General features: G+C 35.5%; 16 protein-coding genes and 1 other RNA gene. 4 read left to right on the top strand and 13 right to left on the bottom strand.

Going from position 1 to position 13,620, the window contains the following annotated elements:
- The first annotated feature begins 190 nt into the window (after positions 1 to 190).
- From PSA_RS06610 to ssrA, 3 genes are all read left to right on the top strand, one after another.
- Complete coding sequence (locus PSA_RS06610; protein WP_042149494.1) at positions 191 to 1,261, top strand: porin; 1,071 nt, start codon at positions 191 to 193, stop codon at positions 1,259 to 1,261.
- 10 nt (positions 1,262 to 1,271) lie between these two features.
- Positions 1,272 to 1,682, top strand: a complete 411-nt coding sequence (locus PSA_RS06605) for a phosphate ABC transporter substrate-binding protein (RefSeq protein ID WP_042149491.1) — start codon at positions 1,272 to 1,274, stop codon at positions 1,680 to 1,682.
- Between the two features lie 231 nt (positions 1,683 to 1,913).
- Positions 1,914 to 2,269: a transfer-messenger RNA gene (ssrA, locus tag PSA_RS06600) on the top strand.
- Positions 2,270 to 2,792: 523 nt separating this feature from the next.
- Here ssrA and PSA_RS06595 read toward each other — a convergent pair.
- From PSA_RS06595 to PSA_RS06540, 11 genes are all read right to left on the bottom strand, one after another.
- Positions 2,793 to 2,978 (bottom strand): hypothetical protein, encoded by a 186-nt coding sequence (locus PSA_RS06595; RefSeq protein ID WP_042149685.1) that lies wholly within the window; start codon positions 2,976 to 2,978, stop codon positions 2,793 to 2,795.
- Between the two features lie 93 nt (positions 2,979 to 3,071).
- The gene (locus tag PSA_RS06590) at positions 3,072 to 4,451 is read right to left on the bottom strand and encodes a zonular occludens toxin family protein (RefSeq protein WP_052380156.1); all 1,380 of its coding nucleotides are present in this window, start codon (positions 4,449 to 4,451) and stop codon (positions 3,072 to 3,074) included.
- Positions 4,452 to 4,844, bottom strand: a complete 393-nt coding sequence (locus tag PSA_RS06585) for a hypothetical protein (protein ID WP_042149489.1) — start codon at positions 4,842 to 4,844, stop codon at positions 4,452 to 4,454.
- Between the two features lies 1 nt (position 4,845).
- Entirely contained in the window at positions 4,846 to 6,798 is a 1,953-nt protein-coding gene (locus tag PSA_RS06580; protein ID WP_059364813.1) for a collagen-like protein, read from the bottom strand.
- Between the two features lie 270 nt (positions 6,799 to 7,068).
- Positions 7,069 to 7,284 (bottom strand): hypothetical protein, encoded by a 216-nt coding sequence (locus tag PSA_RS06570; protein WP_042149676.1) that lies wholly within the window; start codon positions 7,282 to 7,284, stop codon positions 7,069 to 7,071.
- A 23-nt stretch (positions 7,285 to 7,307) separates the two neighbouring features.
- Positions 7,308 to 7,565 (bottom strand): hypothetical protein, encoded by a 258-nt coding sequence (locus tag PSA_RS06565; protein ID WP_042149483.1) that lies wholly within the window; start codon positions 7,563 to 7,565, stop codon positions 7,308 to 7,310.
- Positions 7,565 to 7,816, bottom strand: a complete 252-nt coding sequence (locus tag PSA_RS06560) for a hypothetical protein (RefSeq protein WP_042149479.1) — start codon at positions 7,814 to 7,816, stop codon at positions 7,565 to 7,567. Before PSA_RS06560 ends, PSA_RS06565 begins: the two co-directional genes overlap by 1 nt.
- A 12-nt stretch (positions 7,817 to 7,828) precedes the next feature.
- Positions 7,829 to 8,137 carry a hypothetical protein gene (locus PSA_RS06555; RefSeq protein ID WP_042149476.1) on the bottom strand — a complete coding sequence of 103 codons (309 nt, stop codon included), beginning with the start codon at positions 8,135 to 8,137 and terminating at the stop codon, positions 7,829 to 7,831.
- 83 nt (positions 8,138 to 8,220) lie between these two features.
- The gene (locus PSA_RS06550; RefSeq protein ID WP_052380153.1) at positions 8,221 to 10,263 is read right to left on the bottom strand and encodes a replication endonuclease; all 2,043 of its coding nucleotides are present in this window, start codon (positions 10,261 to 10,263) and stop codon (positions 8,221 to 8,223) included.
- Positions 10,256 to 10,570 carry a hypothetical protein gene (locus tag PSA_RS06545; RefSeq protein WP_042149473.1) on the bottom strand — a complete coding sequence of 105 codons (315 nt, stop codon included), beginning with the start codon at positions 10,568 to 10,570 and terminating at the stop codon, positions 10,256 to 10,258. The genes PSA_RS06550 and PSA_RS06545 overlap by 8 nt, the downstream gene beginning before the upstream one ends.
- Before the next feature lie 25 nt (positions 10,571 to 10,595).
- On the bottom strand, positions 10,596 to 10,841 hold the full coding sequence (locus tag PSA_RS06540; RefSeq protein WP_042149470.1) for a hypothetical protein: 246 nt from the start codon (positions 10,839 to 10,841) through the stop codon (positions 10,596 to 10,598).
- Positions 10,842 to 10,952: 111 nt separating this feature from the next.
- On the opposite strand from PSA_RS06540, the gene PSA_RS06535 reads away from it, so the two are divergent.
- Positions 10,953 to 11,366 (top strand): helix-turn-helix domain-containing protein, encoded by a 414-nt coding sequence (locus PSA_RS06535; RefSeq protein WP_042149467.1) that lies wholly within the window; start codon positions 10,953 to 10,955, stop codon positions 11,364 to 11,366.
- Between the two features lie 129 nt (positions 11,367 to 11,495).
- Here the strand turns inward: PSA_RS06535 and PSA_RS06530 are convergent, their stop codons facing one another.
- Positions 11,496 to 12,302 (bottom strand): DUF4238 domain-containing protein, encoded by an 807-nt coding sequence (locus PSA_RS06530; RefSeq protein WP_042149463.1) that lies wholly within the window; start codon positions 12,300 to 12,302, stop codon positions 11,496 to 11,498.
- A gap of 270 nt (positions 12,303 to 12,572) precedes the next feature.
- Positions 12,573 to 13,619: a DUF262 domain-containing protein gene (locus tag PSA_RS06525; protein ID WP_042149461.1), complete on the bottom strand. Its 1,047-nt coding sequence runs from the start codon at positions 13,617 to 13,619 to the stop codon at positions 12,573 to 12,575.
- Position 13,620 lies beyond the last annotated feature (1 nt).

Here is a 13,620-nt window from a genome sequence, read left to right as displayed (position 1 = left end):
TTATCTAGTTTTTTTTAAATTGAGCTACAATTTATTTAATTAGTTTATCTAGTTTTTTAAATTGAGCTACAATTTATTTAATTAGTTTATCTAGTTTTTTAAATTCAGCTACAATTTATTTAATTCATTTATCTAGTTTTTAAATTAAGCACAATTTATTTAATTCGTTTATCTAAATCAAGGATAAATTATGAAAGTTCAACTAACAATAGCAGTAATAACGACACTCTCTTTGCCCTTGCAAGCTGACATAAATATTTCAGGTTTTGCCAGTGTAAATGGCGGTAAAGTTTTAAGTGGAAGTGGCGTTCCACACTATGGTATTGAACCTACCTTTTTAGCTGACTACCCCATAGTCAGTGCCTACACTGAAGATTTCTCAATGAAACCAGAGTCGCTATTTGGTTTGCAGTTTACAGGAGATCTTTCGGAAGGGCTCTCAGCCACAGCTCAAATAGTGGCCCGTGGTGCCAATGACTATGATGCTAAATTTGAATGGGCTTATATATCTTATGAGCTTAATGATAGTTGGACCATTCAAGCAGGTAAAAAAAGGCTACCATTATTTTATTACTCCGATTTTTTTGATGTAGGTTACGCATACGTTTGGATGCGTGCTCCTGCTGATAACTACACATGGCAAATATTTAACTATAACGGTATAAATGCGTTATATAGTGGATCAGTTGGTGACTGGTCAATCAGAGGAAATATTTATGGTGGTCGAGAAGATGACACCAATAATAAATTACTATCTGAGTTCTTTTTTATGGAGCCAACACGTGAAATTTGGAAAGACATACTTGGTGGTGTTATACAAGTTAGTAATGATTGGTTAGAGATCAGAGCTACTCATATGCAATATACTAATGAAAGGTTTCGCAGTGGTGAGCAAGTGTTATGGGATGGTAAACCTCAAAGAGATGGTAAATTTTACGGTTTAGCCGTAAATGCTGACTTTGGAAATTTATTTATATTAACTGAATTAAACAGGCTTGATTTAGGCGGCAATCTAGATACTGCAATGGTTACATTAGGTTATCGCTTTGATTCCTTTACTCCTTTTATTTCATATGCTGAATTTGAAGAAGATGCTTTAGATGGAGAAAACCATAATACTAAATCATTTGGTATTCGCTGGGACTTTCACTCATCCGCAGCATTTAAGCTGCAATATGACGATGTAGAAGATAATTCATTTGATTTAGCCGTAGCCGGTGATAGCAAAGCTATTACTTTTGGTATCGATGTTGTATTTTAGGAGAGTCATGATGAAAACATCTACATTAGCGATAACTCTATTTTTATTCAGTACATCAACTTTAGCAGATGTCGCGGTAATTGTTCACCCTTCAAATGGCAGCGCCATTGACGCCACAGCTGTAACCAAAATATTTACAGGAAAGAGTAAATCTTTTTCTGATGGCAGTAAGGTTGCCCCAGTTAGTCAAAACGCAAGTTCAGATGTAGCAAAAGAGTTTAACAAAAAAGCCCTTAAAAAATCATCTAGCCAATTAAAAGCTTATTGGTCTAAATTAGTTTTTACTGGAAAAGGCACCCCGCCAAAGGACCTAAGCAATGATGCAGCTGTATTAAAACATGTCGCATCAACACCAAACGCGATTGGTTTTGTAAGTGCAGGTTCTGTTGATGACAGTGTGAAAGTTGTTCAAAACTACTAATTCACCTCAAAAATACAAAGTTAGTAGGTTTAACTTTGTATTTTTTCTACAAATTGCATAGAAATCAGCCAACAACATACACAAATACAATTAAAACTTGTGCCATGCCAAAATCTTCGCGTATACTTAATGTATTAGCATACATACCAGTAGCTATAGTCAAACAAACTGAAGTTTATTTCGACGTTAGGAAATAGTGAAATTAATATTCTTTCATTAAAACAGATTTCAGGGGCTGATTAGGATTCGACGGGATTCAAGAAGCCTTAGGTGCATGTCGAGGTGCGGCTGGCCTCGTAAAAAAGCCGCATTTAAAGTAATCGCAAACGACGATTCTTACTCTCTAGCAGCTTAGGCCGCTAGCGCTTCATCCAAGTATTCTCATGGACTTGGAAATTGAAGTGTCACCCTACATCGAGATCGCGATGGAAACCCTGGCCGGGGTTGAAGCGCTAAAACTAAGCGGCCTCGCCTTTGCTTATCGTGTACGTCCGAGACTTAAAGGTTAACTAAAAGACGATACTAAACATGTAGTACCGAAGGTCGACGCTTTCCGGACGGGGGTTCAAATCCCCCCAGCTCCACCACTTTATAGTGTTATAAATCAGGCAGTTAAGTTAAATCTTAACTGCCTTTTTTGTATCTATAATTTAAAGTGTCCAACAATTGTCCATAAAATTTAATTGTCCATTGCGAAGACTTAAAATCAAAATCAAAAGATACAATCAAAACATTATAATGATATCGCTACGCTCTGTTTTATAAGATCAAAAGATTAAGGTCAAAAGACTGGCTTGTCAGGTGGGTATCAAAATTTATTTTTATGTCGTTTTCAGCTCCCTATCAACATATTAGGATAACTTAAATCACACTGTTTTCGCTTCGCTTACATGGCTTCGCCATTGAGTGCAAACCATTGAATTAAATGCAAAAATAAAGATACCCGTTCAACTTAATTATAGTGAACGGGTATACAAATAACTAATGCCAATCTTCATTTTCAGTCGTCCTTGCTCAGGCTTCGCCGTCCTCCTTTAAATCTCGATTGGTTACAACAATCAAAGTCCATGAAGATAATGACCTCAATTATGGGCTATTAAAAAAGTATTTTTACACTGCTTTTTTCATACGACCTGTACTTAGAGATCTAACCATAGCAGGAACATAACCATGATTTTCACATAAAAAATCAGCCATTGATTTCAACTCAACTTCACAATCTTCAGGAACCCATAGCGTTATCTTCTTTTGACCTTTATTTTTACGTTTCTTCTCATATTTAGCATTTCTATTCATATCTACCCCCATGTCACCAGTGACAACCTCTTAAAACACAAATATCAATCAACAATAGACTCAATTATGAACTATTAAAAATATGTACGAGTATTATAATTTCAAATCTAAATCATTCGATTGTTCTTCATTCGATGAAACTAAAGATTCATATTTAATAGGTGCAAAAGGTATGAGTCTAAAACCATTGTTATCAGTGATCTTAACTAAAGAATCAGAATAGTATTGAAAGCGATAACCCATTTTAGATAAATCATTATCTGAAACGTAAAACTCATCATCTGCAATTTTTAGAACAAATAAATAACTAAAATCTATTTCTTTAATTGTATTTACTTTGCCATTAATCACCTCATAAGATTTAGCCTTATACACTTTATTCAATGCTGTAAGATAAATACTGTCTGCATTAAACGGCATCACTAAAGCACTAGCATTCTCAAACACATTCTTAGAATTAACATCACCACTAATAAGACTATTATTTTTTTTAATATCTTGAGTATGAGCTTTAGCAGTTGTTTGCTTTTGGCCATTAGATATCTGTACGCTTTGAACTTCATTAGATGTTGATGAACTACTAATACTAGATTCACGAAAGAAGACCACATAAATGATAAAAACAACAAGGGCAATAAAAAAGGCAGCACCAAGTAATAAAGTACCAGTAATAGGCGAGTTGCCCGCACCTGATTTTGTTGACTGACCTGTGGCAGTTGATTTGTAAATTTTGAATACATCAAGGGGTATCTTCCTAAAGCTTGTTATGTCACCTTTTTTAACAGTGACACCATTAGACGAGGGTAAGTGTTCAAGTACACGCGGTCTGCGTTTGAAGTATGGAATGGGTACGGCATCTTTAGAGCTATGAGCATATGCAACTTCTGTTACTGAACGTATAAAACCTGCAACCTCTTTTATGTCTGGCGTTGCCAGAACAACATCCCAATTAAAATGCCTATGACGCATAAATGCTTCACGTAATGTAGGCGGATATTTAATATAATCCCTATCATCAAAAAGACTTAAACCTAAGTCATCAGTGTAATCATCAACATTAACATTACTCTTAATCACCCTTTGCTCTTGATGGTATAAACTTACAACTTCAGGCGGCAATTTATCATCAAAGTACCCTTCTTCTTTATAGTCATAATCAGTAGCTTTGAATGTTTTATCATTTGGATAAATATCTTGAATTTCATCTATAAAGATAAAAGCCCCTATAGGGAGCCAATGGTAAAAATTTCGAATTAACTCTCGGCCTAAATCATTATTAGAAGAGATACGAACAAGCCTTGTAGTTTTGGGGAATACAATGTTTAACTCTCTAGATATTTCCTCAATGGTTTTGATACCTTGTAAGTTCGTAACAACTAAACGCCCCGCTTTTAAAGCCTCGAGTAATTCAAACCAACAAACAGTAGATGATTTATAAGAACCTGGCGGCCCATGAAATATTTTAGTAGCCATTTACCACCCCATCATATTTAAGATAAAACGCGTTAAACACGCTTCAATAATTAATTGTGCTGCATCGAAAAAACGAATATTGATAAGTGTTTGAACCAAATCCGAATCTAATCTACCGATAGAAGAATTTATAATTTGAGTAAGGTTTAGTGTTTGTAAAATGTCGGTTGCGATTGAGTATGCAAATTCAGTTGTATGAATAAGCGTGTTAAATTTTAAAAGCACCGTATATTTAATGATGTAAGCTAATAAACGCTCAAAAAAATAAGGTATATCTTCTGATATAAATATCCAAATAGATTCGAAAATAGACCCTATTGTTGCTATGAAATCAAAATCAGCAGCGAATACCGAAGATGAAAAAAACAGGGTAAAGATAATGAAATAACGCATTTTAAAGCCTCCCAACTAAAACAATACCAAGTGCAAAAAACCCTGCTACAGCAAAAACAATTGAGCCAATCGAGGGCATATATTCACTAAATCTAGAAATAGAAACGTCATAGGTTTTACCCTTAACATTTATCGTATTTGTTTTATAACCTGAGCCAGTAGGTCTTAATTGAAAAGCTGATAACAATTCTGATTTGTGTGTATTTATATTTTGTTGATAAGTTAATTTAGATGCTGAAATTGCATCATCTAAAGCAGAAAAAGCAGATTCATCTAGTAAGCTATTAAAAAGGGAATTATCTCTTGCTATAAATTCGCCACTAACATTTTTAGCACTGTTATTGTTAATCGCATCTACAACAGCTTGAGTATCAACATTTTGACCATCAACACCATTTATACCCGCAACACCTTGAATACCTTGAAGACCTCTTTCACCATTTAAACCATCTTCACCATTTAAACCATCTTTACCATCTGAACCATCTTTACCATCTGAACCATCTTGACCATCTTGACCATCTTGACCATCTTGACCATCAACACCATCAACACCATTTGTACCATCGATACCATCTTGACCATCTTGACCATCTTTACCATCAGAACCCGCTATTCCTTGTTCGCCTTGTTCGCCTTTTTCACCGTCTACACCATCTTGACCATCAACACCACTTTGACCGTCTGCACCTCTTTCGTGCACTTGGCGCATACCATCTGGACAATCCCAAGTTGTAACGGCTTTAATTTCATCAACATGCACAACGCGACATTGATTTGCTTTCCAATCTTCCCAAACAGGATTTAAGTCGATATCTGAGTTATTACCCTGCTTACAAGTCACATTCCAACGTAAAGAACCTGTGTTTGTAATACTACAAGATTCACCCTCTTCACCTTTTAATGACGCTTTTTCAGAACTGGTTAAATCAGAAAATTTTAATTTATCTCCCTTATCTCCTTTTATACCTTGTATGCCTTGTTCACCATTTGTTCCATCTTCACCATTTGTTCCATCTTCACCATTTGTTCCATCTTGACCATCTATTCCATCTATACCATTTGTTCCATTTCGTCCATTTGTTCCATTACTACCATCGACACCATCTTCACCATCTTGACCATCTTTTCCATCTTCTCCATCTTTTCCATCTTCTCCATCTTGACCATCTTGACCATCTTGACCATCTTGACCATCTTGACCATCTATACCATCTGTTCCATTTCGTCCGTTTGTTCCATTACTACCATCGACACCATCTTGACCATCTTGACCATCTTGACCATCTTGACCATCTTGACCATCTTGACCATCTTGACCATCTTGACCATCTTGACCATCTTTTCCATCTTTTCCATCTTTTCCATCTTCTCCATCTTCTCCATCTTCACCATCTTCACCATCAATGCCATTTGTACCATTTGCTCCATTATCGCCCTTATCTCCTTTCATATATTTCACATATTCATAAACAGGTATACCACCAGAACCACCTCCACCCGCACAATCATCACCACAATCTTTTTTCTCTGAGCATTGATATTCATAAGTATTGGCAGGACCTATATATTTGTAATTTGCAACAACTCCGCACTCTTGAGAAACATATAAAAGACATGAGTGACTATCAGTACAAGGTAAGCCGCAAACCAAAAAGCCACCTATATCAGTACAATCACTTGTGTAAGTCCACCTAACACTTAAACACGCAGTTCTTCCTGTAGAGTCGATATAACAAGGTGAACGACCTGATTTTGACAGAACACCGTAAATATGAGGCGTAGTTACATCTTTAAAGCAACCGCTATAATCTTCAGCAGAAGTAGTGCAACCTAAAGCACCACCATAAACACTAGAATCATATTGAAGCCCATAACGTCCTTGGCTTATCGTTGCACCAGATAATGTCTCAAATGATAGAAATAAAAACATAATAAATATTAAATACTTCACCTGATATACCTCATTTTTAACCATATAAGGCAATGTAATTTGATGATTAACTCTTGATATTCTTTAATATCAACTCTGTTAGGTATTGATTGAAAACACGCAATAGCCTGTCTAATTTTTATTATTTCGATTTGGATATTGGTTAAAAAAGATGTGGTATACATAAAAAAAGCTCCAAAAAAAAGCGCCATTAAGACGCTCTGATTCCAGATGTAAAACCCTCTACCATGCAATAGTAGAGGCAACATGCAAGCAGTACTGTCGTGACCATTAACGCTTAAACCAACCAAGCATTGAGCCAACACCAAAACCAAGAATAGCGATACCGATTACAGCACCAATTACAGCAAGTACATTGGTATTACCTTCAGTACTAGCCGCAGTAATTTGCGTTGTATAATCTTGAGCAAAAGCAACACTAGAAGCCGTTACAGAAGTTAAAACTAAACCTGCTTTAGCCATTTTGTTTTTTAAGATATTTTTCATAATTGTATTTCCTTGTTTCATTTTTATTTTTTGCCAAGCCATCTAACGATACGGCCCGCAAAGTGGGAGTTTAAAAACGCTAAAATTAGCGCCAGTTCTATAATTCCAAAAAGCTCATAATCAAAAGCGAATAAGAGATTTAAGGTTTCTTGCATTTGTTGTAATGAACCCGATTGAAGTTGGGTTAATTCAGTCGGTGTCATTAGTACAAAATCAGTACACGTTGTTTCAGAGGTGGCTTTTAAAAAGCCGTTAGAATCTAAAGCAACACATTTAGGCATTACAAACACTCACTAGTAAGAGCTTTGATTTGCGACTCTTTAGCAATTAACGATTCTCTAAGAAATGCAATCTCATCATTAAGTAACTCAATTTCTAGAAAATGGCTTTTTGGTACTGGTAAATACCTAGTTAGAAATTTGGCTACAGCTAAAAGTGAAGGTGTAAACACTTGAGCAAAGGCAGCACCCGCAAAAGCAGACATGCAAACAACTGTAAAAAAGTACTCAAGCTCGTTACTAGTAAGGCTCATAATATTTAATCCCTACTTAACATTCTGAGTAGCGATTGAATTAAGGCGGAAACCTTTAAAAGGATTGCCCGCAAAGTACCCCTCGTAATATTCGATATTAAGAAGTACAGGTTTTTTAGACCAAGAATCTTTAGGTGCTTCGTACTTTCTTAGTTCTTCAACTATTCCAGCTTGTACTTGTTCTGGTTTAATTTTTACGTCCCAAAATTGAGCAGGATTTTGAGTTTCAAATTTAAAAACGGCACTTTTGATAACTTCACCTTTATCATTAGGTTTATTTACAAAAGTTATTTCTGATACTGCGCCCTCAATAGATGCCATTGTCTTTTCCTTTTTCTGTGGTTGTATTGGTTGTTAATCTGTTATTTCTTCGTTAAAAATTAAATTCCGTGGGGTGGTTACACTTAATGACACAAGTCCAAGCTCGTGATTTCATCACTCGTGAAGTTAGACCCCAAAGCCTCATAGTCTAAAAACAGGCAATGATTCATTTTGTCCTCAATTGCCATTGCTTCTAAAAATTGCATATCTGATTCAGATGGGCGCATATACCAGTCGTTGTCTTCCCATTCTTCAAAGAACTCTCTTGCTCCAGTCATCATTTTTTGACGGGCTTTTAATTCTTTTTGTGAAAGTACTTCTGTATTACCTCTGCGAGTAATGACTGTGATTTGATCCCATGCAATACCTAAAACACGGTTAGATGGTGTATCACCATATTTAGTAGCGAAAAGCGGGCTTGCACCCTCAGTGCGGCTTATCTCACCTGTTATCGTGTCGACTAAATCAGGTATTTGATAATGGATTCTTACCGCTTGGTCTTTACGTTTAATTTGTACGCCACCCATTGCCAAACAAAATGCAGCCCAGTCAGAAGCATCAGCAGCTAAACGTACTTTTTCTAATGCAAAATTAGCTATCTTATCAACGGTCGTATTCATAGAATTTGCAATCTCACATTGTCCAGTTGTTCCCATACCTAAACGCCTCATTTCTCGCCACACTGTGACCGATGGCAATCCTATTGCCTCAAATTGTCTTATATTGAAAGTTGCAGCCCATGAGCGAGCGCGTTCTGCGGCATCAGCCGGAGCAATGTTTACTTTCCCCGAAATAGAATCTTCGATAGTTTTAAGGTTTGAACCCGTAACAGCTTTGGTAATGTATTTAGCGATATAACCGGCAGCGCTACCTTTTTTAGGGTTCATATAAATTGGTTTGAATCTTGTTGTATAAGTGCCAACTTCTTCTGGTGTATCTCTCATGCAAAGTTCTTTAAGGATTTTACGAATTTGTTTCGCTTCACCTTTTTGCATAAATAAAAGCATGTGCCAGTGTGGGCAACCATCATGATGTGGTTCTACAACTCTAAAGCCGTATGGTTTTAAGTTTGCTTTTGAAAAACGAGCGCGAGCTAACTTCCAAATATTATTAAAATAGTTTTGAGCATCATTAGGTGTTAGGTTTTGATATTTCTTGTTTGGAATACCTTTAGAACTGGTAGCATGAAAACGGCTTGGGCAAGTAAGGGTATAAAACTCACCAATATGACCATGCATTTTTGCAACGTCTTCAGTACCACGAATTCTAACCATTAATTCGGAGGCTTGTTGATAGCCAGAGGTATGCGACTTTTCACATACAGATTGTAAAGTTTCTAAATCATCAGAAAATGGGCTTTGGCCATCAGCTAATAGAAATAAATCAGACAGTATCTTTTGATTCTTCTGTTTTCTAATACGTCTTGTTTGAACGGTAAAGTCTGAAATATAAGGAGAAGCTTTTTTATGAACGAGTCTTAAATCACGTGCTAATTGTTCAACTGTTAAAGCTTGTTTTTTTCGTAACTGTCTACGCCACCAAAGCGGGTCAGATATACGACCAAGTGCGGCAATTAAATCAATATGAGCTTGGCGGCCTATCGAATCATTTAGTTCATCTAACTCTGCTTGCTTTTCTACTGAGTGTAAAAAGTATCTTTGGTCAAATTCAGGGGCATCAAATGTATAAAGCTTTAGGTATTCTTTTAATTCGTTATAAACTTCAAAAGTTTGACCTTTATCATTTATTTTTAATAAACAATTTCTAGCTTTAATATCAGCAATATCACAAAGGTCATTATCATCAATGCTTAAATCTATATCCCAAAGTGTTAAAACTTTATCAGCTTGTTGAATTCGCTTGTTAGCTTCATCAAAACCATAAAATCTTTCTAGCTGTTTGTAGCCATTCGCCAACATCACAGCCAAAGACGTATGCTTGCTATAAATTTCTTCTCTAAAAGTTTTAGCGTTAAACATTTTACGACTGAAATCGACCGTATTTTTATAAATGTCTTTAGCTGTTTTTGGTTCTTCAATATGAGCTGTAATATCATTAGCGACAGCAACAGGAAAAATAAATTCTTCTATTCTGCTTTGTTCTGATTTGTAAGCTAAGTTATTCATCTAAAGTACCTTGCAAAGGTTCTCTATCAAGATGACCTTTATTAACTAATTCACCAATCCAGTTCTTTAAAGATTCTTGATTTTCAGAGCTAAACTCGAAGTAAGAAACGATTTCATTTTTATTAGTTAATGTAAGATCTGAACTACCAAAACTAGGTTTTTCAAAATAGATAAAAATACAAGGAGATTTAATATCAATATCTAACTTATCCAGTGTTAGTTGGTATGAATCAAAATAACCATTTTCGTCATAGATAACTGTGAAGTGAAAAGTAAAGAAATTATCTTTTAGCGTTAAATTATTCATATCAAAAAATCCCTTAAACCAACTTTTAAGCGTTGTTTGCTATATTTAAATCAATGTCAGCTGATTTAGCTGCAATTGCATAAAGCGCCACCATGTTGATGTGCTTTTTTACATATGAGGCATTTTGCTCTGAACGGTGTGGCGGTATATAGACAGGTAATTTACCCGCAGCAATATCAGCACTTACAGCTGATGGAGTTTGACCTGTTAATTCGGCATACGCTTTAACAGTTAGAAAAGGCGCTCCGATAGATAGATTGAGTGTTTGCATGTTATGATTTCCATTAGTTATGTACCAGATAACAAAACGGATACTAGACCTATATTTCAGATAGGTCAAACACATTATTTGTTTGGTTTTTAAATTATTAGAGATGCTATTTTGAATGATGCACAGCAAGTATTTGAAAGAATTAAAGATTTATATAAATTCAAAACGTTGACAGAGCTATCAAATTATTTTGGTAAGACAGGAAATTGGGCTGCTCAAATGGGTAAAAAGGAATCTATTCCATATTCGACATGTCTAATAGCCAGTAAAGAAAGGGGAGCTAGCTTAGATTGGCTTTTATTGGGTGAGAACAACTCTGCACCCGGCACTCCTGTCACAAAAAAAGAATTTATAAACAACGTAAAAGAGTGTTTTTATGAATGCTGGGAGCTAAAACTACTACCCGACTATCCAAAAGATACTATGCCTGTAATCTCAACTTTATTCGTTAAGAACTTCAGAGATATGATAGAAATTGAAATGGATAAAGAAGATATTGAACGTAAAAAAAAGGTAATTAAATAAAGGGCTGCAAAATTAAATTTTTAATTATTCTACAGCCTCAACGACGCGTTAAAAGGACGAAAACTGTTGGTTGTAATGTGTAGCGAAGCGAAACGTTACCCACTGTTTTTGTTCAGTTTAAATGCCATGCTAGGCTTCTATACTAGGAGTACTTATCACCCAACGCTGAGAGTGTTCCATAATAATTTCATTTAGTTGGAGAGACAGTTCTTTAGGCATATCTCTTGGAATGATAATGGGATTGTTAGCTGTTAAGTTAGGCATGAACATGACTACAATGTTTGATGTAATTGCCATAGCTGCAAATGAAGCCTCATGCCTTCCTATATCATAAGCATAATTCGAATGTCCTGTGCCTCCCGCCAGCGGAATGCACGGTGCGTCTCCTGTAATTAAATCTGTTTCACTGAACAAAATAGCAATATGCATTTTTTTAAACCTTTCAAATATTGTAGATTCAAAGGCTTGCTTATTAAGAGCATAAGGGGACTCTAACTGTTTTATTGCTTTTGCCGCTTCAGGATTATTGTCTGCTTTTAGCTGTTTTAGCATTTCCTGAAAGGCTTTTGGTGTACGAAAATATGAAATGCATGCAAATTCTTTTAATATTCGTAAATGATCTGGTAATGCATTTAGTGCATTGGCTAATGTTTCTGATATAGGCTGAGACAATTCGATAGCGTTGTTTTTAATAGCAGACAAAAAATCTCTAGTTTTCCCAAACTTCCCTTCATAATCACAAAACATATTTTCAATTTCATTTGTTGGAGGAAGTTTTGGGTTTTCATAAAAGTACTTTTCAAGACAAATATTCTCTACTGCGGGGGTGAAAATTTTCCCTGTTTTTTTGTCCAGAACCTTGACCTTTCCTTTTGGACATGACCAAGCTTTTAAATAAACTCTTGGTACGTAATGTTGCCTCACCGTTTGCGACATGATTACTCCTTATGATGTCGAGAAGCCTAACGAGCCTGTAGAATTTATCTAAAGGCTACAATTAATATATAAATGGTCCCCTGTATCGCACTATAAGCGATTAACTCGTCTGTACTAACGAATTTAGAACCCTTGCTTTTGAGCTGTAAAATTATTAATTATTAATTATTCTACAGCCTCAACGCCGCACTAAGCGGACAAAGATAGTGGGTTATAATGTGTAGCAAAGTGCAACATAACCAACTGTTTTAGTTCGACTTAAACGCCTTGTTATGTTTGTTTCATATAGTTTAACAGAGCATCTATACGTCTTTTTCTTCTAGAAGAACCTTTAGTTCCACCACTCATGGTTGCCCGATAAGTTTCAATGTATTCATTTGAATCATCCTTCCGCTTATAAACTAGAAAGAACTCTGTTATCTTTTCATCGATATCTTCGATAGCTACTTCATCTTTATGTAACTTCCAAGCAAGTCCCCACAAACCATAAATATGGCTAACACCATGAAACCGCTTATCATCAAAATTAAGGTTAAAGGTAGAGAAAACATTTTCAATATTTAGTACTTGGTCTTTTATTGCATCTAATTGGTTTGTATCTAGAGCAGTATATTTTTCATATAACTCATCAATATCTTTCGGTTTATCACCTGCAATAACTTTGTCTTCAGTTATTAAAAACATTAATTCCGAGATAAACTCATGATTTTCTAGCCGATTGTTGCTCAAGCTATCTACAGTACGGCTAAATACTTCACGATCTGAAATATCTTTGATTAACTTATAAAACCCAGTATCACCATATTTTGCATTTCTTAACTCTTGGTGTGTTAACGGTTCACCATTCCTATTAAGGCGATCAAATATATGATTTACAACACCAATATCATCAGTTTCAACATATTCAATAGTTATTTCATACTTCCATAGGTTTTTTTTCCAAGCAGATATTTCTGGCGAATCCAAGTCTTTAAAATATAACCCTTCCAATTCAGAGCTACCAAAACCGTCCTCTGAAAAGTCTTCAGGTATCGCAATTTCATTGTTTAAAAAGCCAATTATTGCTCCTAACCTTTGCTTACCATCTATAACATCATAAATAGTTTTACCTGTTTGATTATCTATGTGTTGGTGTAAGAAAATAGGTGGCATAGGAAAATTTTTGAGAATGGTATCAATCAAGTAGCTTTGATCTGGACCACTCCAAACCTCACCTTCACGTTGATAACTGGGAGAAAGATTGTATTTTTTTAAGCTATAATTTTCCCAAAATGTAGCTATATTTATGTTGTTACTTGTACGTTCTAAAATATTCATA

Source organism: Pseudoalteromonas sp. '520P1 No. 423', assembly GCF_001269985.1.
Taxonomy (GTDB): Bacteria; Pseudomonadota; Gammaproteobacteria; order Enterobacterales; family Alteromonadaceae; genus Pseudoalteromonas.
The sequence above is the reverse complement of the archived record's forward strand: the minus strand, read 5'-3'. Positions and strand labels throughout refer to the sequence as shown.